The organism is Flavobacterium chuncheonense (assembly GCF_042686145.1).
GTDB classification, from domain to species: domain Bacteria; phylum Bacteroidota; class Bacteroidia; order Flavobacteriales; family Flavobacteriaceae; genus Flavobacterium; species Flavobacterium chuncheonense.
In genome coordinates this window covers 252,383-276,503 of sequence record NZ_JBHUPC010000006.1, presented here as the reverse complement: position 1 = coordinate 276,503, position 24,121 = coordinate 252,383, and the positions used below count along the sequence as shown (strand labels likewise).

At 33.2% G+C, this 24,121-nt stretch carries 18 protein-coding genes; 15 read left to right on the top strand and 3 right to left on the bottom strand.

Features of this window, described 5'->3' with window-relative positions:
• Nucleotides 1-104: 104 nt before the first annotated feature.
• From ACFS5J_RS01490 to porX, 3 genes are all read right to left on the bottom strand, one after another.
• The gene (locus tag ACFS5J_RS01490) at nt 105-1,301 is read right to left on the bottom strand and encodes an alanine dehydrogenase (RefSeq protein ID WP_379810163.1); all 1,197 of its coding nucleotides are present in this window, start codon (nt 1,299-1,301) and stop codon (nt 105-107) included.
• 102 nt (nt 1,302-1,403) lie between these two features.
• On the bottom strand, nt 1,404-1,817 hold the full coding sequence (tsaE, locus tag ACFS5J_RS01485) for a tRNA (adenosine(37)-N6)-threonylcarbamoyltransferase complex ATPase subunit type 1 TsaE (RefSeq protein ID WP_379810162.1): 414 nt from the start codon (nt 1,815-1,817) through the stop codon (nt 1,404-1,406).
• 33 nt (nt 1,818-1,850) lie between these two features.
• Nucleotides 1,851-3,404, bottom strand: a complete 1,554-nt coding sequence (gene porX, locus ACFS5J_RS01480; protein ID WP_379810161.1) for a T9SS response regulator signal transducer PorX — start codon at nt 3,402-3,404, stop codon at nt 1,851-1,853.
• Nucleotides 3,405-3,720: 316 nt separating this feature from the next.
• Here porX and ACFS5J_RS01475 point away from each other — a divergent pair, with 316 nt between their 5' ends.
• The 15 genes from ACFS5J_RS01475 (at nt 3,721) to ACFS5J_RS01405 (ending at nt 23,934) form a co-directional block, all read left to right on the top strand.
• Nucleotides 3,721-5,514, top strand: a complete 1,794-nt coding sequence (locus ACFS5J_RS01475; protein ID WP_379810160.1) for a T9SS type A sorting domain-containing protein — start codon at nt 3,721-3,723, stop codon at nt 5,512-5,514.
• Nucleotides 5,515-6,243: 729 nt separating this feature from the next.
• Nucleotides 6,244-7,479 carry an HD domain-containing protein gene (locus ACFS5J_RS01470; protein ID WP_379810159.1) on the top strand — a complete coding sequence of 412 codons (1,236 nt, stop codon included), beginning with the start codon at nt 6,244-6,246 and terminating at the stop codon, nt 7,477-7,479.
• A gap of 107 nt (nt 7,480-7,586) precedes the next feature.
• Nucleotides 7,587-8,612, top strand: a complete 1,026-nt coding sequence (gene lpxD / locus ACFS5J_RS01465; RefSeq protein ID WP_379810157.1) for a UDP-3-O-(3-hydroxymyristoyl)glucosamine N-acyltransferase — start codon at nt 7,587-7,589, stop codon at nt 8,610-8,612.
• Nucleotides 8,613-8,623: 11 nt separating this feature from the next.
• Nucleotides 8,624-10,012, top strand: coding sequence for a bifunctional UDP-3-O-[3-hydroxymyristoyl] N-acetylglucosamine deacetylase/3-hydroxyacyl-ACP dehydratase (locus ACFS5J_RS01460; RefSeq protein WP_379810156.1), 1,389 nt, complete (start codon nt 8,624-8,626; stop codon nt 10,010-10,012).
• 21 nt (nt 10,013-10,033) lie between these two features.
• Nucleotides 10,034-10,819, top strand: coding sequence for an acyl-ACP--UDP-N-acetylglucosamine O-acyltransferase (lpxA, locus tag ACFS5J_RS01455; protein WP_379810155.1), 786 nt, complete (start codon nt 10,034-10,036; stop codon nt 10,817-10,819).
• A gap of 34 nt (nt 10,820-10,853) precedes the next feature.
• Complete coding sequence (gene efp, locus ACFS5J_RS01450; protein WP_379810154.1) at nt 10,854-11,414, top strand: elongation factor P; 561 nt, start codon at nt 10,854-10,856, stop codon at nt 11,412-11,414.
• 29 nt (nt 11,415-11,443) lie between these two features.
• The gene (locus ACFS5J_RS01445) at nt 11,444-12,373 is read left to right on the top strand and encodes a UDP-3-O-(3-hydroxymyristoyl)glucosamine N-acyltransferase (RefSeq protein WP_379810153.1); all 930 of its coding nucleotides are present in this window, start codon (nt 11,444-11,446) and stop codon (nt 12,371-12,373) included.
• A gap of 4 nt (nt 12,374-12,377) precedes the next feature.
• Nucleotides 12,378-12,740 (top strand): nuclear transport factor 2 family protein, encoded by a 363-nt coding sequence (locus ACFS5J_RS01440; RefSeq protein WP_379810152.1) that lies wholly within the window; start codon nt 12,378-12,380, stop codon nt 12,738-12,740.
• Nucleotides 12,741-12,834: 94 nt separating this feature from the next.
• A complete protein-coding gene (gene sucD / locus ACFS5J_RS01435; RefSeq protein ID WP_379810150.1) occupies nt 12,835-13,707 on the top strand; it encodes a succinate--CoA ligase subunit alpha in 873 nt (290 codons plus the stop codon).
• A gap of 208 nt (nt 13,708-13,915) precedes the next feature.
• Nucleotides 13,916-14,662, top strand: a complete 747-nt coding sequence (fabG, locus tag ACFS5J_RS01430) for a 3-oxoacyl-[acyl-carrier-protein] reductase (RefSeq protein ID WP_379810148.1) — start codon at nt 13,916-13,918, stop codon at nt 14,660-14,662.
• Between the two features lie 188 nt (nt 14,663-14,850).
• Nucleotides 14,851-16,767, top strand: a complete 1,917-nt coding sequence (locus tag ACFS5J_RS01425) for a hypothetical protein (protein ID WP_379810147.1) — start codon at nt 14,851-14,853, stop codon at nt 16,765-16,767.
• 394 nt (nt 16,768-17,161) lie between these two features.
• On the top strand, nt 17,162-17,539 hold the full coding sequence (locus ACFS5J_RS01420) for a hypothetical protein (protein WP_379810146.1): 378 nt from the start codon (nt 17,162-17,164) through the stop codon (nt 17,537-17,539).
• A gap of 97 nt (nt 17,540-17,636) precedes the next feature.
• Nucleotides 17,637-21,971: a CusA/CzcA family heavy metal efflux RND transporter gene (locus ACFS5J_RS01415; protein ID WP_379810145.1), complete on the top strand. Its 4,335-nt coding sequence runs from the start codon at nt 17,637-17,639 to the stop codon at nt 21,969-21,971.
• A gap of 2 nt (nt 21,972-21,973) precedes the next feature.
• On the top strand, nt 21,974-23,086 hold the full coding sequence (locus ACFS5J_RS01410; protein ID WP_379810144.1) for an efflux RND transporter periplasmic adaptor subunit: 1,113 nt from the start codon (nt 21,974-21,976) through the stop codon (nt 23,084-23,086).
• A gap of 134 nt (nt 23,087-23,220) precedes the next feature.
• Nucleotides 23,221-23,934: a VIT1/CCC1 transporter family protein gene (locus tag ACFS5J_RS01405; protein WP_379810142.1), complete on the top strand. Its 714-nt coding sequence runs from the start codon at nt 23,221-23,223 to the stop codon at nt 23,932-23,934.
• Nucleotides 23,935-24,121 lie beyond the last annotated feature (187 nt).

Here is a 24,121-nt window from a genome sequence, read left to right as displayed (position 1 = left end):
CAGAAATATAAGATTTAGCATTATAGTTCGAAAGGTTTAACAACAAACGAGCACTTCAAATGAAGTGATAGAGTCGTTTTAGTAAGGAATGCAAGCAAATAAAATTAAAATACGATAAGATTGATGTCGCGGTATTCCAAATTAAACCAATCCGCAATGGATTTATTCGTTAATAAACCATGGTAAAAATAAATACCATTTTTCAAACCACGATTACAACGAATAGCACTTTCAATACCGCCATCTTCTGCAATTTGCAATAAGAAAGGGGAGATAATGTTACTAATTGACATAGAAGCGGTTTTAGAATAACGCGAAGGAATATTCGGTACACAATAATGAATCACATTATTTTTAATGAAAATAGGTTTTTCATGTGTGGTTACTTCTGAAGTTTCAAAACAACCCCCAGTATCAATACTCACGTCAACAATTACAGCTCCTTTTTTCATGTGCTCGACCATCGTTTCGGTAACAACAATAGGAGTACGGTTTTTACCACGCATGGCTCCAATGGCCACATCGCAACGGCGTAAGGCTTTTAATAACCCTTTTTCTTGTATTGTTGAAGTAAAAATGCGTTGGTTTAAAGTATTCTGTAAGCGACGTAATTTGGTAATCGAATTGTCGAATACTTTTACATTGGCACCAATTCCTAGGGCGGTACGGGCTGCATATTCTGCTACGGTTCCAGCTCCTAATATCACTACTTCTGTAGGTGGAACACCTGTAATATTACCAAATAAAAGTCCTTTACCTATACTTTGATTGATCATCAACTCGGCAGCAATATGAACAGAAGCAATACCCGCAATTTCAGAAAGTGATTTTACAGCAGGGTAAGAACCGTCTTCATCTTTTATAAATTCAAAAGCTAGTGCTGTTATACGTTTTCCTGCCAAAGCTTCAAAATAAGCTTTGCGTTGTGTTTTCAATTGGATAGCAGAAATGATGATGGTTTGAGGATTCATCAATTCAATTTCAGGTAGGGTAGCAGGTTCTACTTTTAAAATAATTGGGCAACTAAAGACCTTTTTGGTATCGTTAGTTATTTCGGCACCTGCATCACTATAATCCTTATCAGAATAACTAGAGCTTTCTCCAGCACCCGCTTCAATCATAACCCGATGTCCGTGGCTTGTAAGGGAATTTACAGCATCTGGAGTTAAACAAATACGACGCTCTTGATAAGCGGTCTCTTTGGGTACTCCAATGAACAATTCACTCTTTGCTCTTTTAATTTCCAATTTCTCCTCCTGTGGAAGCAACTGCATTTTTGAAAACGGACTGTATATCGACATAACTAAAGCATGTAAAGTTGCGCCAATTTAATACTTTTTTTCATAACAGGAAACAGATTTAGCATAAAAGAAATAAGAATTTTTGAGTTAAAATCGTGAATACTAGTTCTTAAGCTCTAGTACACGTAACCCATCCTTAGTTTGTGTAATTGAGATAGTTGCGTGGTCTATAGGAATTAAATTCGGGGTTTTATCAGGCCATTCAATAAAACACCAATCGCCCGAATAGAAGTATTCGTCAATGCCCATATCATACGCTTCTTCTTCACTTTTCAAACGGTACAAGTCAAAATGGTAAACAGCTTCCCCTTTATCGGTACGGTATTCGTTTACCAATGAAAAAGTAGGACTACTCGAGTGATCGTTTACACCCAATTGACGTACCAATTCCTTGATTAAAGTAGTTTTACCAACGCCCATTTCAGCATGAAAAGTGATTACTTTTTTCAAGTGTGGTGTGGCAAGAATTTGTTGTGCAACCTGCTGCAATTCATCTAAGCCGAATGTTATCTGCATATACTGTATTTAAAAAGAAGTTTGAAAAGGCTATTATTTTGGTTCCAAAATTACAAAAGGAATAATCATTTCTTCCAATGAAACACCACCATGTTGATACGTATTACGATAATAACTTACATAATGGTTGAAATTATTCACGTAGGCTAAAAATAAATCATTTTTTGCAAAAATAAAAGAACTACTCATGGTTAAAGCGGGTAATCCAATGCGTTTTGGATCTTTAACCGCATATACATCTTTATCTTCATAAGTTAAACTACGTCCCGTTTTATAGCGTAAGTTCAAGCTGGTATTTTTATCTCCGATAACTTTCGAAGGATTTTTACAATTGATCGTTCCGTGATCGGTAGTAATAATCAATTTAAAACCTAGACGTTGCGCTTGCTGAATGATTTCCAATAAAGGCGAATTTTTAAACCAACTCACCGTTAGCGAACGATAGGCTTTATCATCGGCAGCCAATTCTTTTACGACATCCATTTCGGTTTTGGCATGCGATAGCATGTCAACAAAATTATAGACGATTGTCGTTAAATCGTTATCTTTTAATGATTTAAAGTTTTCAGCTAATTTCTTTCCGTCTTTGAAATTGGTAATTTTATAGTATTCTTGCTTGATGTTCAATCCCAAACGTTTTAACTGCTCGGTTAAAAATTCTCCCTCATACAAGTTTTTACCACCTTCGTCAATATCATTTTTCCAATATTGCGGGAATTTTTTCTCCATTTCCAAAGGCGTTAAACCCGAAAAAATAGCATTTCGTGCATACTGCGTAGCCGTAGGTAAAATAGAGTAGTAGCTGGTTTCTTTTACGGTTTTATAATAGGTAGCTACGGTACTTTCAAAGGCTTTCCACTGATCGTAACGCAAGTTGTCAATAACAACAAATAAAATAGGCTTGTCTTTTTTGCGAATTTCAGGCGCTACATATTGTCCAAAAACACGATGCGATAATACCGGAGCATCATCAGGATCTTGAATCCAATCTTCGTAATTACGTTCAATGAACTTACCAAACTGCATATTGGCTTCAATTTTCTGACTTTCCAAAATCTCTACCATGCTTTGGTCTTCAATGGTTTCAAGCTCCATTTCCCAGTACACCAACTTTTTATACAACTCTACCCAGTCTTCATAGGAATTCACCATCGCCATTTCCATGGCTATTTTTCGGAATTCTTTTTGGTAATCTAGCGTAGTTTTTTCAGAAACCAAACGCGAATGGTCTAAGTTTTTCTTTAAACTCAATAATATTTGGTGGGGATTTACCGGCTTGATCAAATAATCGGCAATTTTAGAACCGATTGCTTCCTCCATGATGTATTCCTCTTCACTTTTGGTAATCATTATTACCGGAACCGATGATTTGCGTTCTTTGAGTTCTTGTAGGGTTTCCAAACCACTCAAACCAGGCATATTTTCATCTAAAAAAACCACATCAAAATTGTTCGCATCAAACAGATCGATGGCGTCTTGACCGTTGTTACAGGTGGTAACCTCGTAGTTTTTCTTTTCTAAAAATAAGATATGTGGTTTTAACAAGTCGATTTCATCATCAACCCAAAGTATTTTTATTTTATTCATCGATTTACTGGAATAAAGTGTTTTCTAAATTTTATGTGCAAGTTACTATAACTTCAACGAGCTTTGCCTTAAAATTAGTATAAAATTTTTACAATAAAATTATTTTTTTAGAGCATCGCTTTTGCCTCAATGCAGTTTGTGAGGTATTTTAAACTACTGCAGATAAAGGATTACTTGCTTGTATATTGTTGCTTTATAACTCTATAACCGACATATGTGCAATAAAATTGTAAGTATTTATTGAAATATTATTTTATATTTGAATACAACATAAAGCGCTATACGGTGTTTTTGGTGCTATATTAAATTAAAACATATGAAAAGAATTTTACTACTTCTGGTGCTGTGCTTAGGTACTTTAACATTACAAGGACAAGGTTTTCAATGGTTGCAAAATGGTGGAGGAAACAATATTGTCAATGGCTCGAGTTTTTGGGATAAAGAACAAGTTATTGATATGGCAACCGATAGCAACAGAAATATTTATGTCCTATCCGTAATCGCAATGAGTGGTGTAGAAGTAAACAACAATCCACCTATAGCTGTAAACACCTTTGAACAAAACCCAAATAGAACTGATTTTATTCTAATAAGTTATGCTTGCGATGGCACATATCGTTGGCACAAAGTTTTCGGGGGAGGGGGGTTCGATTATCCATCTGGAATTCAAATAGATAGTCAAAACAATGTATATATATCAGGAAGGGTAACCCAATGTAGCAATAATGACGGGAGTGATCCATTTTATTCCATACCGCGTATAGGTGATAATACAAATATTGATTATACCTTCAATACCACCTTTAACTCTTGTTTACAAATTTTTTTAGCAAAATTCAACAATAATGGTGTCTTCCAATGGATACATTTTCCACATGACCCGCTAACGATTACAGCTACGCAACACATAAGAATTATGCGTAACTTTTATATGGTGAACGACGTCATTCACTGGATAGTGCAATTAGCACCAGGTAGTTATGAAAATGGTGCATTTACTAACACCAATACTACGGCAACATTTCTGTATTATGTATTAAAGTATGACACCAATGGTACTTTTATCAGCGCCACACCGTTTGATTTACAATTTTCAAACTATCCAACAGGCGAACTTCGTTGGTACCGTAATCCTAATAATGGTAATTATTATGTGGTGTACTTTAATACCGCTAATATAACAGTAACAGCTGGTAGTAACACCCTATCTCCCAATTTACCTAAAATTATCTGCTTTAACAATCTAGGACAGTATTTATGGCATAGAGAAACTACAGGTACTTCTATGAATTTTCAATCACTTAATTTTGATATACAAAATAATATATATGTAACTGGTGTTTCAGTTAACTATACTGCTCTTACTAATAGTTTTTTAGGCTGGAGTTTGCCAGGTACCAATACTGGGTTTGCATCTTTTATTATGAAATGTAATCCTACAATGACTAGTTATTATTGGGTATCAAATCATAGTCCAGGCTCTGCTAAAGGAGAAAATGACATCTATTATACACCTAATCAAATATATTTTGTAGGAGCGGTTAATCAATCCACTTTTAGTTGGGGAACACAAACAATTACAGGTCCCGGCCCAAACAATGATTTTGATTCTTTACTTGCAACTTTTGATCCCTCAACAGGTAACTGCAATGGTTTACACCGCTTAATAGGGGGAAACGGTTTTGATGATGGTTTTACCAAAATTATACAAGACAACAACGGAGATATTATATTAGGAGGTTTTATGGGGTATGATTTAACGGATACTAATGGTACAAGTTATTATAGCTATGGAGGCAATAGTGATTTCTTTATAACCAAATTTGCATCACAAGCGTGTCCTGCCTTAGGGACAATGCTTTTTGAGGAAACGTCTATTCGTTTGTATCCTAATCCTTCCAAAGGGATGGTTACCTTGGATTACCAATTGGAAACTGCTGCACAGTTGCAGATAATAGATCTTTCGGGGAGAGTAGTTTTGGAGCGTGAATTGGTTGCAGCTGAGACTTCGTTGCAATTTGAGACTAGGGCTATGGCGCCTGGGGTGTATGCGGTACAGGTTTTAGGTAGTGATGGTGGGGTTTGGAGGCATAAATTGGTAATAGAATAATCTTTTTCTTTTTGTCTTGAAACAAAAAGAAACAAAAAATTCAAGGCTGTATTTCTCTGCGGTTACCTATACTTTCATAAGCTAAATAAAAAGAACTCGCTTCGCTCAGACAGCTTTTTATATTTGCTTCGCCAGTTCGCTTCGCTCGTGTTACGCTTATTTCAAGCAGGCAACATTCGCCTACGAAACACTAGGCCGTTTTAGAAATGTGGTGAATAGGAAATTTAACTTCGGGACAGCTCCGTAAGTTTTGGAATCTGAAGTTGTACGTGGAATTCCCTCCCTAAGATTTGATAGTAAGAGGAGAAACGAAGTTTCGGTCTTTTGGAGGTGTTTTTTTATGGGGTTATTGGTACATTTATTTTAGGGTAATTCAGGGTGTACAGATAGTGTATGGATAAAGCATAGATAAAGCATGGATAATGCATGAGGAGTGCATGAAAAGTAAAAGCTTTAATAATGCTTATTTTGTGCTGTTTATTGTTACTTACTTGTTAAACTGAAATTTTAACAAAAACGGCAGATTATCTGTAAAGGAGTTCATGGTAAGTTGGTTACATTTGCGAACCCAATTTATCATAAAACTTGATCTCAAGAGTTTTTTAAGCAGGAGTAACCTCCTGCTTTTTTATTTTTAAATTTTAATCTTTTCGGGTACTTTAAATTGGAAAACATGAGCCATTGTTATCCAATTTAAAATTAATTACATTTGTTAGCAAAACAAATACTGTGAGCCAAACAAATAAACTCAAAATATTTAACGATCCTATTTATGGTTTTATAACCATTCCGAATACTTTAATTTACGATTTAGTCCAACATCCTTATTTTCAACGTTTGCGTCGCATATCACAAATGGGGATGTCGTATTTGGTCTATCCAGGAGCGCATCATACCCGTTTTCATCATGCATTAGGTTGTATGCACATTATGCAAAAAGCAGTGCAAACCTTGCGTTTTAAAGGGGTGGATATTTCCCAAGCGGAAGAAAATGCCTTATACATTGCTATTTTATTGCATGATATTGGTCACGGTCCTTTCAGCCATGCTATGGAACACAGTATAGTAGAAGAGGTGCATCATGAAGCCTTGTCGTTACTATTTATGGAACAGTTGAATAAAGAGTTTAACGGACACTTGGCGTTGGCAATACAAGTATTTAAAGGGGAATACCATCGTAAATTTATGCTGCAATTGATTTCAAGTCAATTGGATATGGACCGTATGGATTACTTAAAACGCGACAGTTTTTACAGTGGTGTAGCGGAAGGCAACATCAACAGCGAACGTTTGATTCAAATGATGAACGTGCAGAACGATGTGTTGGTGATTGAAGAAAAAGGAATCTATTCGGTTGAGAAATTTCTAGTAGCCCGTCGTTTGATGTATTGGCAAACTTATTTGCACAAAACATCGGTGGTGGCTGAAGTTACGCTGACTAAGATTTTAAAGCGTGCCAAAGAATTAACGCAAAAAGGTGTTGTATTGGAAGCTAGTAAACCGTTGCAATACTTTTTACAAAACAAAGTAACATTTGAAGATTTCACGAGTGGTATTTTGGATACTTTCGCACAATTAGACGATTATGATTTATTAAGTGCTATAAAAGCGTGGCAATTTCAGGATGATTTTGTGTTATCATCTTTGTGTAAAATGATCATTCACCGTGATTTGTTGAAAATCAGAATGGTGGATGAAAAACCTACTCGAGAGTTATTGATACCTTATAAAGAAGCATTTGCTAAAAAGCATGCTTTACCAGAAAAAGATATGGAATACTTTGTTTTCAAAGGAAAAATTAAAAACCAGGCATACAACAAACAAGGAGATTCTATTTGGATTTTGAAAAAGGATGGCAGCATAGAAGATGTAGTTGAAGCATCCGATCAGTTGCACTTAAAAGCCTTATCAAAACCTGTTACTAAATATTTCATATGTTTTCCAAAAGTAATTTTAGATGCATAAGTATTTAATTTTATTTTATATTTTTGTCAAAATGAAAAGGAGTCAAGTTATTGGACAGCAGTGGAGCGTTTTTTCCTAGGCAATTAGGACTAATTTAAATTATTTAAATGAAATTTACAGCAGAGCAAATTGCAGGTATTTTAGAAGGTGAAGTAGTAGGAAATCCTAATGCTGAAGTTTTTAAATTGTCTAAAATAGAAGAAGGATCTGAAGGTTCGCTGACTTTTTTAGCCAATCCAAAATACAACAATTACATATATTCTACAAAGGCAACCGTTACAATTGTCAACAATAGTTTTGTTGCCGATCAACAAATTACCACTACATTAATACGTGTTGAAGATGCGTACCAGGCTTTTTCAAAATTGCTTGAATATTACAATCAAGTAAAATTAATGAAATCGGGTATTGAACAACCATCAGTAATTTCAGAAAATGTAACCTATGGTGAAAACCTGTATTTAGGGAGTTTCTGTTACATTGGTAAAAATGTAGTAATAGGAGAAAATGTAAAAATATATCCCAACAGTTTCATTGGTGACAATGTAACCATAGGGGATAACTGTGTGTTTTTCGCAGGTGCTAGAGTGTATTCGGAAACGGTAATTGGCGATAATTGTACCATTCATTCCGGAACGATTATCGGTTCAGATGGTTTTGGTTTTGCACCACAAGAAGACGGTTCGTACAAAAAAGTGCCTCAAATTGGAAATGTTATTCTAGAAGATAATGTTGAAGTAGGGGCTTGTACTACAATTGATAGAGCTACATTGGGTTCAACTGTAATTCGAAAAGGGGTTAAGTTGGACAATCAAATTCAAATTGCTCATAATGTGGAAATTGGTGAAAATACTGTAATTGCTGCCCAAACCGGTATTGCAGGTTCTACTAAAATTGGTAAAAACTGTGTAATTGGAGGTCAAGTAGGTTTTGCAGGACATCTTACTATAGGTGATAATGTAAAAATACAAGCACAATCAGGAATTAGTAAGAATTTAAAAGACAATGATGTTGTACAAGGTTCGCCAGCATTTGGCTACACCGATTTTGCGAAATCATTTATACATTTTAAAAATTTACCAAAAATTGTTACGGAAGTTGAACAATTAAAAAAGAAGAATAATAACATTTAATTATAATAATAATGGCTAAGCAAACAACTATTGCTAGTGAAATCTCTTTAACAGGTGTAGGATTACACACCGGACAAGAAGTTAAGATGACTCTTAAACCAGCACCAGAAAACAATGGATTTACCTTTGTTCGTGTTGATTTAGAAGGAGAACCTATAATTGAAGCAGATGCTAATTACGTAGTAAATACCCAAAGAGGGACCAACTTAGAAAAGAATGGAGTAAAGATTCAAACTCCTGAGCACGTTTTAGCAGCGTTAGTAGGATGTGACCTTGATAACATAATAATTGAATTAAACGCTTCTGAATTACCAATTATGGATGGTTCTTCAAAGTTTTTTGTTGAAGCGATTGAAAATACAGGTATAGTTGAGCAAAATGCTGAGCGTATTGAGTTTGTAGTTAAAGAAGTTATTTCGTATTTAGACGAAACAACAGGAAGTGAAATTACGGTAATACCGCATGAAGATTACTGTGTTACAGCAATGGTCGATTTTGGTACTAAAGTTTTAGGTACACAAAACGCTACTATGAAATCTTTGAACGAATTCAAAACAGAAATTTCAAATTGTAGAACATTCAGTTTTTTACATGAATTAGAAGCCTTATTAAACCATGGGTTAATTAAAGGTGGCGATTTAAACAATGCTATTGTTTATGTAGATAAAGAAATTTCTGCTGAAACAATGGAAAATTTAAAGAAAGCCTTTGGAAAAGATGAAATATCAGTTAAACCAAATGGTATTTTAGACAACCTTACCTTACACTATCCAAATGAAGCGGCACGTCACAAATTATTAGATGTTGTGGGTGATTTAGCTTTAATCGGACGTCGTATCAAAGGAAAAGTCATTGCCAACAAACCAGGCCATTTTGTAAACACACAATTTGCTAAAAAAATGGCTAAGATTATAAAAATTGAAGAGCGCAACCAAGTTCCTACTTACGATTTAAATAAGGAACCTTTAATGGACGTAACCAAAATTATGACCATGTTGCCACACCGTCCACCATTTTTATTAGTGGATAAAATTTTAGAAATGTCAGATTCTCATGTTGTAGGATTGAAAAATGTTACCATGAATGAAGATTTCTTCGTAGGTCATTTCCCTGGAGCACCAGTAATGCCAGGTGTTTTAATTGTTGAAGCAATGGCACAAACAGGAGGGATTTTAATTTTGAGTTCTGTTCCAGATCCAGAGAATTATTTGACCTATTTCATGAAAATAGACAACGTAAAATTCAAAAACAAAGTTTTACCAGGAGACACATTAGTTTTCAAGTGTGATTTGATTTCACCAATCCGAAGAGGAATTTGCCACATGCAAGCTTATGCTTATGCTAATGGTAAATTAGTTACGGAAGCAGAATTAATGGCGCAAATAGTAAAAGCAAAATAATAAACCGAATACAATTCGATTATGAATCAACCACTAGCATATGTACATCCAGGAGCAAAAATAGCACGTAATGTTGTTATCGATCCTTTTACTACTATTCACAATAATGTTGAAATTGGAGAGGGAACTTGGATCGGTTCCAATGTAACCATCATGGAAGGCGCTCGTATAGGTAAAAATTGTAATATTTTCCCAGGAGCTGTAATTGCAGCTGTACCACAAGATTTAAAATTTGGGGGAGAAGATTCTTTAGCAATTATTGGCGACAATACCACAGTTAGAGAATGTGTTACAATCAATAGAGGAACCATTGCATCGGGACAAACAAAAATTGGTAAAAACTGTTTAATTATGGCCACGGCGCACATTGCGCACGATTGTCACATTGGTGATAATGCCATTATTGTAAACGGAGTTGCTTTAGCAGGCCACGTAATTGTAGGTGATTATGCTATTATTGGAGGTTTAGCCGCTGTTCATCAATTTATTCATATTGGTGATCACGCAATGATTTCTGGAGGATCTTTAGTTCGTAAAGATGTTCCACCATTTACTAAAGCAGCAAAAGAACCTTTATCATATGTAGGAATCAATTCTGTAGGTTTAAGAAGACGTGGTTTTACAACAGAAAAAATCAGAGAAATTCAAGATATTTACAGAATCTTATATCAAAAAAATTACAATACTACACAAGCGTTAGGTATTATTGAAGCAGAAATGGAGGCTACTCCAGAACGTGATGAAATTATCCAATTCATTAGAAGTTCTTCACGTGGGGTAATGAAAGGTTACTCAGGAATATATTAATAATAAGAATTAAATTAAAGTTATACTAAATAAAATGGCAAGTACAGCAGATATTAGAAACGGTTTATGTATTAAATACAACCACGATATTTATAAAATTATTGAATTCTTACACGTTAAGCCAGGAAAAGGTCCTGCTTTTGTAAGAACAAAATTAAAATCATTAACAAATGGAAAAGTTTTGGATAATACTTTTTCAGCAGGACATAAAATTGATGTAGTGCGTGTTGAAACGCACACATTCCAATATTTATATGCGGAAGGAAATGATTTCCACTTTATGAACAACGAAACTTTTGAACAAATTACATTAAACAGAGACGTTTTAGATGCTCCAGATTTATTAAAAGAAGGAGAAAATGTAATGATTCAAATCAACACTGAAACAGATTTACCTTTATCAGTTGATATGGCAGCTTCTGTAATTTTAGAAGTTACATATACAGAGCCAGGAGTTAAAGGAAATACAGCGACTAATGCTACAAAACCTGCTACAGTGGAAACAGGAGCTACAGTAAATGTACCTTTGTTCATCAACGAAGGTGATAAAATTAAAATTGATACAGCTTCTGGTAAATACATGGAGCGCGTTTAATTCATTACCCCATTTAATGGGGTTTTTTTATGAAATTCAACAGAACACATACTTTAAAAGAAATAGCAGCATTAATAAATTCAAAATTTATTGGTGCTGATGATTTTCCAGTTCAAGGGATGAATGAAATTCATGTTGTAGAACCTGGAGATATCGTTTTTGTAGACCATCCGAAATACTATGATAAAGCATTACAATCTGCGGCCACTATTGTTTTAATTAATAAAGAAGTTGAGTGTCCAGAGGGAAAAGCATTATTAGTTTCAGATGACCCTTTTCGAGATTTTAATAAATTAACGAAACATTTCAAGCCTTTTACAGCGGCTTCTGCTTCGATATCAGATACTGCTATAATAGGGGAAGAAACGGTTATTCAACCCAATTGTTTTATTGGTCACAATGTAACGATTGGTAAAAACTGTTTGATTCATGCAAATGTTACCATTTATGATAATACAGTTATCGGTAATAATGTAATTATACACTCGGGTTCAATTTTAGGAGCAGATGCTTTTTATTATAAAAAGCGCCCAGAAGGTTTTGACCAATTGTTATCTGGTGGTAGAGTAGTAATTGAAGACAATGTTGGAATAGGGGCTTTATGTTCTATCGACAAAGGGGTAACAGGTGATACCACTATCGGAGAGGGAACTAAACTCGATAATCAGGTACATGTCGGGCATGACACTGTAATTGGTAAACGTTGCTTAATTGCAGCTCAAACGGGTGTTGCTGGCTGTGTTGTGATAGAAGATGAAGTTACCTTATGGGGACAAGTAGGTACTACAAGTGGAATTACTATTGGAGAGAAGGCTGTAGTTATGGGACAAACGGGGGTAACTAAGTCTATTGAAGGCGGTAAAACCTATTTTGGAACACCTATTGAAGAATCACGTGAAAAATTAAAGCAGCTAGCTAACATCAAACGTATTCCAGAATTGTTGAATAAATTAAAGTAATAACATGTCGTACAAAAAGAAAATTGAACATTTTTATCTTTCAGATGGTTTACGTGATACGAATCAACTTCAAGAGATTCTTCACGATGATGTACAATTGGAATGGGATAGCTCAGAAGGAAAATTAAATTATTCTAAAGCTGATATTTTAAACTTAGCCGAAAATTTAAAGCAAAATTTTGAATCTTCAAAAGTGATAATTTCTAATTTAATCGAAGAGGAAAACAAAGTCGTTTTAAAATACACTCATTTTGTAAGTACAATTGAAAATCCAAAAGAAGAAATGCCAATTGCCAAAATGGTAGTTATTTGGGAGTTTTCTGGCGACAAATTATACAAAGGTTATCAAATAAGTCAACCCGCATAAAATTGCAAAAATAAACGATAAAAAAGTTCTTGTTTTTTCTTAAAAAACTTACTTTTGCATCACACATTTTAAAAAATAACAAAATAATCATATCATGAGTGTTTTAGTAAATAAAAATTCAAAAATAATCGTTCAAGGTTTTACAGGTAGCGAAGGAACTTTTCACGCTTCTCAAATGATTGAATATGGAACAAATGTTGTAGGTGGTGTTACTCCAGGTAAAGGAGGAACTACACACTTAGATAAACCAGTTTTCAATACAGTTAAAGAAGCTGTTGAACAAGCAGGTGCTGATACATCTATCATTTTCGTTCCACCAGCATTTGCTGCAGATGCTATTATGGAAGCTGCTGAAGCAGGTATCAAAGTAATTATTTGTATTACTGAAGGTATTCCGGTTGCTGATATGATTAAAGCTTACGACTACATTCAAGGTAAGGATTGTCGTTTAGTAGGACCTAACTGTCCAGGTGTAATTACTCCAGAAGAAGCTAAAGTTGGTATTATGCCAGGTTTTGTTTTCAAAAAAGGTAAAGTAGGTATCGTTTCTAAATCTGGAACTTTAACATATGAAGCTGCTGACCAAGTTGTACGTCAAGGTTTTGGTATCACTACAGCTATCGGTATTGGTGGAGACCCAATCATAGGTACTACTACTAAAGAAGCGGTTGAATTATTAATGAACGATCCAGAAACTGAGTGTATCATCATGATTGGTGAAATTGGAGGTCAATTAGAGGCTGATGCTGCTCGTTGGGTTAAAGCTGACGGAAACCGTAAGCCAGTTGTTGGTTTCATTGCAGGAGAAACTGCACCTAAAGGAAGAACAATGGGTCACGCTGGTGCTATCGTAGGTGGTGCTGATGATACAGCTGAAGCTAAAAAACGCATCATGAGAGAAAACGGTATTCACGTTGTAGATTCTCCAGCTGAAATTGGTAAAAAAGTTAAAGAAGTTTTAGGATAATCTCTAAACTCTAGATAATATTAAAAAAACCCTTCATCTAAGATAAAGGGTTTTTTTATTTTAAAACATTCGTGTCTTTTCAGTTCTTGTTTAAATCTAACTAGATATATAAATTGTACACGAAAGCAAAATAACATTTTTATAATGCATCAAATTATTCCTATATTTGGGGCTTTATTTTAAAAACAAACTAACGGATATATTAATTATGAAATTACTTCAAGGTAAGGTAGCAATAATTACAGGTGCTAGCCGTGGAATAGGTAGTGGAATTGCAAAAGTTTTTGCGGAACAAGGTGCTAATGTAGCGTTTACATATAGTTCTTCTGCTGAGTCTGCTTTGGCATTGGAAAATGAATTAACAGCAATGGGAATTAAAGCCAAAGGATACAAATCAAATGCAGCTGATTTTAATGAAGCAGAACAATTGGTTGCTGACGTTTTAGCTGATTTTGGAACAGTTGATGTTTTAATCAATAATGCTGGAATTACGAAAGATAATTTGTTAATGCGTATGTCTGAAGAAGATTTCGATAAAGTAATTGAAATCAACTTGAAATCTGTTTTCAACATGACTAAAGCAGTTCAAAAAACAATGCTTAAAAACAGAGCAGGATCAATTATCAACATGAGTAGTGTAGTAGGAGTTAAAGGTAATGCTGGACAAGCAAACTATGCAGCTTCTAAAGCAGGTATGATTGGTTTCACAAAATCAATTGCATTGGAATTAGGTTCTCGTAACATCCGTTGTAATGCTATTGCTCCTGGTTTTATTGAAACGGAAATGACTGCAAAATTAAATGAAGATGTAGTTAAAGGATGGAGAGAAAGCATTCCTTTGAAAAGAGGAGGTTCTCCAGAAGATGTAGCTAATGTTTGTGTATTCCTTGCTTCAGACATGAGTGCATATGTAACAGGACAAGTAATTAATGTAGATGGGGGTATGTTAACGTAATTGCAATAAATTATTATTGCAGATTGTAAAGAAAACCTTATTTTTACAATTACAATATAAATTGCAAATATAATAACATGACCAGTAGCACTATTTTGCTTATATCGATAGCTCTTATAATAGCAGCTTCTGTCTCATTTTTTCAATATTTATACAAAGCCAAAAGCAATTCAAAATTGAATTTGTTTTTGGCTTTTTTGCGTTTTGGGACACTTTTTACACTTTTGCTTTTACTTATCAATCCTGTAGTTAAAACCAAATCTTTAGAAATTGTAAAAACGCCATTACCGGTTGTAATCGACAATTCCAGTTCTATTGCTGGTTTTGTACCTAAGGAAACTGTAGAAGAATTAGTAGAGAAAATAAAAATAAATTCCAAAATTCAAGAAAAATACAATGTTCAGTATTTTCAATTTGATACCGAACTTAAAAGTTTGGATACTTTAAATTTTAAAGGCAATCAAACGCATATTGATAATGTAGCAAAATCGTTGCAACAATTCAATCGTAATCAAGATTACCCCGTTGTTTTATTGACTGATGGAAATCAAACAGTAGGGAATGATTATGTATACAGTTTTAAAGAAAACACACCTGTATTTCCCATAGTCTTAGGTGATACCACTACTGTATTAGACTTTAAAATCAATAAAGTAAATGCCAACAAATACGCATTTTTAAAAAATAAGTTTCCAGTTGAATTATTTGTACAATACAACGGAAAACAAACGTCAACCGCTACACTAAGCATTCAAGAAGGGAAACAAACTGTTTCTAAACAAAATATTACTTTTTCAAAGGATAAAAAAGCACAATCGCTATTAATAGTATTAGATGCAAATACTGTTGGCTTAAAAAAATACACTGCAATACTTTCAACTTCAATCAACGAAAAGAATACCAAAAACAATGCTAAACAATTTGCCATTGAAGTAATGGATCAACGCAGTGAAATTGCCATTATTTCAGATATTACTCACCCTGATATTAGTGCTATTAAAAGAAGTATAGAAACTAACAAACAACGCAAAGTAAGCATATTTAAACCATCTGAAGTAAAATCATTAGACGCTTTCAATGTAATAATCTTTTATCAACCCAATAGTGGATTTAAATCTTTAATAGAGAATGCTAAAAAAGCACAAAAGAACAGTTTTATAATAACCGGACTCTCTACAGATTTTAATGCTTTAAATCAATTACAAAATGATTTTTCTTTTAAAATGAGTGCACAAAAAGAAGATTATTTGGCTGATTTCAATTCAAATTTTACCACTTTTTCAATTCAAAATATTGGTTTTGAAAGTTTTCCACCGCTTGAAAATAAATTTGGAACGATAACCGCTTTAAAGAACAATACACCTCTTTTAAATGCTAGAATTCGAAATGTAGCGTTGGAAAGTCCTTTATTAACTTTTTTAGAAGAGGGTAAATGCAGAACCGCTTATTTATTTGGAGAAAACCTTTGGAAATGGCGTATGGAAACCTATTTGAATAAGAAGTCATTTGAAGATTTTGATATTTTTATGGATAAAACAGTCCAATATTTAGCTTCAAATTCAGACAAGAAAAACTTAATGGTTACCGCTGAACGTTTCTATAATTCTGGACAACCTATCGTGATATCGGCACAATATTTCAACAAAAACTATGAGTTTGATACCCAAGCCGAATTAAGCATAATAGTGACTAATAGTGATACTAAAGCAAGTAAAACCTATAATTTCTTAATTAAAGGAAATGAGTTTCAGGTTAATTTTGATGGTTTGGAAAAAGGGAATTATTCGTATTTGGTAACCGAAAGTAAATCCAAAGCTAAGGTTGCTGGAAATTTTGAAGTTTTAGATTTTGAAATGGAGCAACAATTTGTGAATCCTGATAAAGAACGTTTAGAGCAATTGGCTGCTATAACTGATGGAGCAGTATATTATCCAAATCAAGTTAATGATTTAGTAAATAAATTATTAGATGATAAAAAATATATCCCAATCCAAAAGGAGATTGTTGAAAAATCCCCTTTAATTGATTGGAAATGGTTAATAGGCATTGTAATTTTCTTTTTATCACTTGAATGGTTTACACGCAAATACAACGGATTAGTTTAATTGCTGGTACTGGTGGTTTTGTAACATATAAGCTGCTGTTTGATAGTAGGCAGTTGTAGCATTCAATAGTTTATTATCTATTTTTTCGCGTTCTACTTCTTCATAAAACAAATGTGTTCATTATCCAAAATAGATTTTGAATTAGTTTCAATTAAAACTGCTCTTGTTTTGGATATAATCCAAATCCTCATATAGAGCACGTGAGTAATTCATTATTTAAAATCTAATAACAAAGAATTATGCTCAAAAACAATTAAAAATTGATTTTTAAAACTAGTAATCCTTAGTAGATTTTAAGATTATTTTATGATTTTTTACTCTAAATTTGTAAAACAACCAAAGTAACTTTGAAAATATTTCTTTTAGTAGAAATTAACTATTTCAAACTCGATAAATGAAAAAAGTAATTGCTTTTCTTTTGATAACTATATTTTTGTGTGCCAACACATCAATAGGGCAGTTGCTTAAAGTTCCTAACTTAATGGAACACTATAAAGAACATCAAAAAGAAACAGCTTCAAGCTCAATTTCTTTTGTTGAATTTCTAAAACTACATTATTCAAAGAATTTTGAAAACAATCAAAAAGAACATCAAAATTTGCCTTTCAAAACATTTGAATATGCAACAAATGTGCTGTTTGCAATTTCGTTTGCTTATTTTCAAATTCAATTGGTAAGAACCTTAATTTCTGGTAAGAAAAAGTTTTTTTATAATAAATCATTCAAATCCAATTTGGTAACTTCAATTTGGTTGCCTCCTAAAATAGCCTAACATTTATTTTTTGTAAGAACGTGTTACGTTTTTACTTTTCAAATATTTATCTGTGTGTAACAGGTAAGTACAGTTTTTATCTTTTAATAAAATTAAAATGTTAGGAAAAATTATAGCCTTTAGTTTAAGGAATAAACTTATAATTTTACTTTTCACCTTTGCAATATTAGGTTTCGGAATTTATTCTGTTTTTCAAATTTCAATTGGAGCGGTTCCAGATGTAACCAATAATCAGGTACAAGTAATTACAACTTCTCAAAATCTTTCAACAGAAGATATTGAACAATATATAACAGCACCGGTAGAACTAGAAATGGCCAATCTACCGGGTGTAGTAGAAATCCGTTCCATTTCAAAATTTGGTATCTCTGTGGTGACCATTGTATTTGAAGAAAATATGGGAACGTATCTTCCTCGTCAATTGATTGCAGAAAAAATAAAATCCGCTTCGGAGAAAATTCCTGATGGCTTTGGAATACCAGAAATGGGACCTATAACAACAGGTTTAGGCGAAATTTATCAATATACTTTAGAGGTAAAACCAGAATACGCCGATTTGTACACCATAACGGATTTGCGCACCATTCAAGATTGGACAGTAAAGCGCTATTTATCAGGTATCAGTGGTGTGGTCGAAATTAATACTTGGGGTGGGTATTTAAAGCAATATGAAGTGGCGGTGAATTCAGCAACTTTAAAAGCGATGAACATTTCGATAACTGATTTATTTTCAGCACTTGAAAAAAACAATAGCATTGCTGGTGGTGGTTATATAGAGAAAGCAAATGAAAGTTACTTCATACGAGGAGAAGGTAAGGTTGCAAATCTTGATGACATTAAATCTATAGTGGTTAAAACCACAAATGGAATTCCTATTTATGTAAAAGATATAGCTGAAGTACAGTTTGGTCATGCTAATCGCTTTGGTGCCGTTACGGGGAATGGGCAAGGAGAGAAGGTTATGGGCCAAATTATGATGTTAAAAAACGCTAATTCCAAACAAGTACTTAACGATGTTAAAGAACGTGTAGCGGAATTGCAAAAAAAGATGCCTCAAGGCGTTTACATCAACCCTTTTTTAGAAAGAGGTGAACTTGTTGGTAAAACTACTTTTACCGTTGCAGAGAACCTGATTTTAGGATGTTTGATTGTGATTTTTGTAGTTGTTCTTTTATTAGGCAATTGGCGCTCAGGATTAGTCGTAGCTTCCGTAATTCCACTTTGTCTTCTATTTGCTATTTCCTTTATGAATATTTTTGGTATTGATGCCAATTTGATGAGTTTAGGAGCAATAGACTTTGGAATCATCATAGATGGAGCAGTAATTATAGTGGAATATATTGCCTATCAAATTACAAAAAAGACAGTTGTTTTAAATCAATTATCGAAAACGGATAAACAAAATGAAATAGACCAAATTACGTTTGCTAGTGCTTCAAAAATGATGAATTCAGCCATTTTTGGACAATTAATCATTTTAATCGTTTTTATTCCTATACTTTCATTAACAGGTGTAGAAGGGAAAATGTTCAAACCGATGGCTTTAACCTTTAGTTTTGCTTTGGTAGGTGCAATGTTACTTTGCTTAACGTATGTTCCGGTTGTTTCTTCTTTATTTTTAAAACCAAAAGAGCATAAGGAAAGTTCAATTTCAAATCGATTGATTAACAAATTAAATACTTGGTATTTACCAGTAATTCATTGGGCATTACAAAACACAAAAAAAGTGCTAATCAGTGCTTTTAGTTTATTAGTTGGAACAATTATTCTGTTTACAACAATGGGAGGAGAATTTATACCTACACTGGACGAAGGTGATTTTGTAATCCAACCGGTTTTGAAAACTGGGACTTCATTAGGTAAAACAATAGAAATTACAACTGAAATTGAAAAAACTATTTTAGACAATTTTCCAGAAGTCGAACAAGTAGTAAGTAGAATTGGCGCTGCCGAAGTACCTACAGACCCTATGAGTATGGAAGAAAGCGATGTCATTATTAAGTTAAAACCCAAGAGTGAATGGGTTTCTGCTGATTCCAAAGATGAATTAGCTGATAAACTAAAAGAAGCCATTGAAAGTAAAATTCCAAATATTGATATTGAATTTACGCAACCTATTGAAATGCGCTTTAACGAATTAATCTCAGGCACGCGTTCTGATATTGCTGTCAAACTATTTGGAGAAGATTTAGACATTTTGGCTCAAAAAGCTATTGAAATTGAAGAAGTAATTAATAAAGTAGAAGGAGCTTCTGATGTAATTGTTGAGAAAACAGAAGGTTTACCGCAAATGAACGTACGCTATAACAGAAGTAAAATAGCGCGTTACGGATTAAATATTGCCGATTTAAACAATTTTGTAGCACTGGGCTTTGCTGGACAATCAACAGGACAAGTTTTTGAAGGTGAAAAACGCTTTGATTTAGTAGTTCGCTTAAATGAGAACAAACGTTCTTCTATTGATAATTTGCGAAATTTATTTGTTTCCTTGCCGAATGGCGAACAAATTCCTTTGAATGAATTAGCAACAATTGAATACAGCAAAGGACCTGCTAAAATTTCACGAGACGATACAAAACGTAGAGTAGTAGTAGGGGTTAATGTTAGAAACCGTGATTTACAAAGTGTTGTTAATGATATCAAAGTAAAAATAAATAGTAAAATTGATTTACCTTCCGGCTATTATATCGAATATGGAGGACAATTTAAAAATTTAGAAAGTGCAAAAGCCCGATTAATGATTGCAGTACCTATTGCATTGGTTTTAATATTTGTATTGTTGCATTTTGCCTTTGGTTCAGTAAAAGAGGCTGCAATGGTATATTCAGCAATACCACTTTCGGCAGTTGGAGGAATTTTATTTTTATGGATACGTGATTTACCTTTCAGTATTTCAGCAGGTGTTGGTTTCATTGCTTTGTTTGGAATAGCGGTTTTAAACGGGATTGTATTAATCGAACATTTCAAAGAATTAAAAGCACATCAAGGTGAAATGACTTTAGATGAATTAATTATAAAAGGAACTACTGATAGATTACGACCAGTTTTGTTAACAGCTTCTGCAGCAGCATTAGGTTTCCTTCCTATGGCTATTTCTGCATCAGCAGGAGCAGAAGTACAACGACCGCTAGCAACAGTAGTTATTGGAGGTTTAATAACTGCAACACTGTTAACGATGATTGTACTTCCAGTTTTATTTAAGCTGTTAGATGAAAAAGAAACCAAAAAAATAAAATTTAAAAAAATGAAATCAGGCACTTTAATCTTAATTTTTATGTTTTTTGGATTTAGCGCTAAAAGCCAAGAAAAAAATGAAGAATTATCAAGTTTGATTCAATTGGCTACTGAAAATAATAAAGCATTAAAAGCGCAAGAACTTAAATTGGAAAAAGCAAAGGTTAATGCAAGTACTGCTTTTACACTCGATAGAACCTCAGTGTATTACAGCTATGATCAAAATAATCTTGCGGTTAATAACGAACCTTTAAAAGTTTTCGGAGTGCAACAAGATTTTGATTTTCCAACGCTTTATTTTGCTAAAAAAACTCAATTAAAAGCGGATTATGATGTAGAAAGTAAAGCAATAGCAATTGAAAAAAACAAGCTACATTATAACGTTACCAAGAACTATTACAAAATTGTATATTGGCAAAATAGAGCACATTTGTACCAGTATTTGGATAGTTTGTATCAAAGTTTTTCAATAGCTAGTAACAGACGATTTGAATTGGGCGAAACTAATTATTTGGAAAAAATAACCGCTCAAGCGAAGTCACAAAAAATTACTGCTGAGCTGCAGAAAATTGAAAAAGAAAAAGCAGCAGCTTACAATGCTTTACAGAGTACATTACAAATCGATTCATTAGTTATTGTAAATGAAATTGAATTAAAAAAATATTTAAGTAATACTTTAAATAATGATATTTATAAATCTTATTATGAAAGTATTTATAATAATTATAATTCGCAATTAAAACTTCAAAAACAAGCTTGGTTTCCTTCTATTTCAGCGGAATATTTTCAAGGTAAAAATACCGGTTTATCAAGTTCTCTTTACGGATTTCAAATTGGATTAAATGTTCCCTTATTCTTTTCTGGAAATGCCAAGAAGACAAAAATTTTGAAATTAGAAAAGGAAAGTTGGAACTATCAGAAAGAAGCTGAAATAGTTAAAATAAATCAATTCATTGAAGCTAAAAATAATCAGTTGGTTGGCATACAAACCACTATTGATTATTATGAAAATTCAGGAAAAAAGCTTTCGGATGAAATATTAAAAGTAGCCAATGTGAGTTACAAACACGGAGAAATTGATTTTTTTCAATACATACAAAGTTTAGAAAACGCATTGCAAATTAAAATCGATTATTTGGATGCTATTTTAGAATACAACAATACACTTTTAGATATAGAATACATTAATTATCAATAGCTATGAACAAAATACTATATACCTTTTCTCTTTTATTCTTATTCGTTTCTTGTAAAGAGACCAGTGCCGAAGAACCACTTAATGAAAATGAATCTTCAAATGTAATAACGATTTCAAAAGAACAATTTGAAACTTCAAAAATACAAATCGGCTCTCTTATAGAACAAGATTTTGATGTTGTATTAAATGTTACAGGAAAAATTGACGTACCTGCAAAAGACAAAGCCAATATAACAGCCGTTTTAGGAGGATACATAAAGAAATCGTTTGTCATGATTGGTGATAACATCAAGAAAGGACAAGCAATTGCTATCATTGAAAATACCGAATTTGTCGATATCCAACGTGATTATTTGGAAGTTTCAGAACAGTTAAAATATTTAAAATCAGAATATTTACGACAAAAAGCATTGTTTGATGAAAATATAACGTCCCAAAAGAACTACTTGAAAGCAGAAAGTGAATACAAGAAAAATTTAGGAAGTTACAATTCATTACGTACCAAATTACAATTAATTAATATCAACCCCGATGCTGTTCGAGGAGGAAACTTAACTTCTTCCATAACTATTTATTCCCCTATTGATGGAGTAGTGGTTAAAACTAATGCAAGTTTAGGGGCTTATATAGCTCCCGAAAACACAATTGTTGAAATTGTAGACAATCGTAATTTACATTTGAGTTTAGCTGTATTTGAAAAAGATATTTTAAATGTTTTTAAAGGGCAAGAAATTCAATTTAGTATTGGTGATAATGCAACTAAAAGCTATACTTCAAAAATTGAAATCGTTGGAAAAGCTATAAATGAAGAAGACCGCTCAATTTCTGTTTTTGGTAAATTAACAGATGATTTAAAAGAAAAATTAATCGTGGGAATGTTTGTAAATGCCTCAATATTACAATCTAATAAAAAAGCAATGGCACTACCAAAAAACGCAGTAATTTCTGAAAATGATAAAAAGTTCGTACTTTTATTACAAAAGAAATCAAACACAGTTTATACCTTTAAAAAAGTGGCGGTTAAAACAGGTGTAGAAAGTGATAATTTTATTGAAATAATTCCAAATTCATTGGTAAATAATACAGCGGAATTACTGACAAACGGTACATTATAAGTTTTTTTAATCGTCATTCAAATTGATAATTAATTAAAACAAGTTTAATACAGTACTTTGCAATACTTCTGAATTTGATTTATAATATTGGTTTTTCTTAAAAATAAAATAATATAACCTTTTTTAAAGCACATATGAATCAAAATGAACCCATAGATGATTATTTAGACAATCATTACATTCATCGAAGCAATTGGCTTAGAGCTGCTGTTTTAGGTGCTAACGATGGTATTTTATCAACAGCAAGTATCGCTATTGGAGTTGCAGCTGCTAGTGATAACAGAGATGCGTTAATACTTGCAACACTCGCAGGTTTAGTTGCAGGGGCATTATCAATGGCTGCGGGAGAATATGTGTCCGTAAGCTCTCAAACCGATATTGAGAATGCCGATATCGAGAGAGAAAAACAAGAGTTGATTGAAACGCCAGAATTAGAATTGCAACGCTTAGCTGAAATTTATGAAAAAAGAGGTTTAAAAAAAGAAACAGCCTTATTAGTAGCACAAGAATTGACAGAATTCGATGCCTTAGGAGCACATGTAAGGGATGAATTAGGAATAAATGAAATCAATCAAGCCAATCCATTTCAAGCTGCATTGGCGTCGGGAGCAGCTTTTACAATAGGAGGAATCTTACCATTGTTAGTTACAATTTTCTTACCAATGGCTACTATGGAGCTTTATCTATATGTTTCTGCAATTTTGTTTTTGATGCTTTTAGGTGGATTAGCAGCAAAAACAGGTGGGTCTAGTGTTCTAAAGTCTGCTATTAGAATAACCTTTTGGGGTACAATTGCTATGGGACTTACTGCACTGGTAGGACATATTTTTGGCGTCAACATAGTGTAAATCTGCAATTTAAGAGCATAAAAACAAAAAAAACGAATAAAGATTTGTTTTATTCAAAAATTAATTTCTAAGTTTGCATCGTTAAAGCAAAGAATATGTTTTTAAATCAATTACATCATCATCATCATACCTCCGCTCAAGCGAAGTAATGATGCTATGTAATTAATCCATATAAATCAGAAACCCG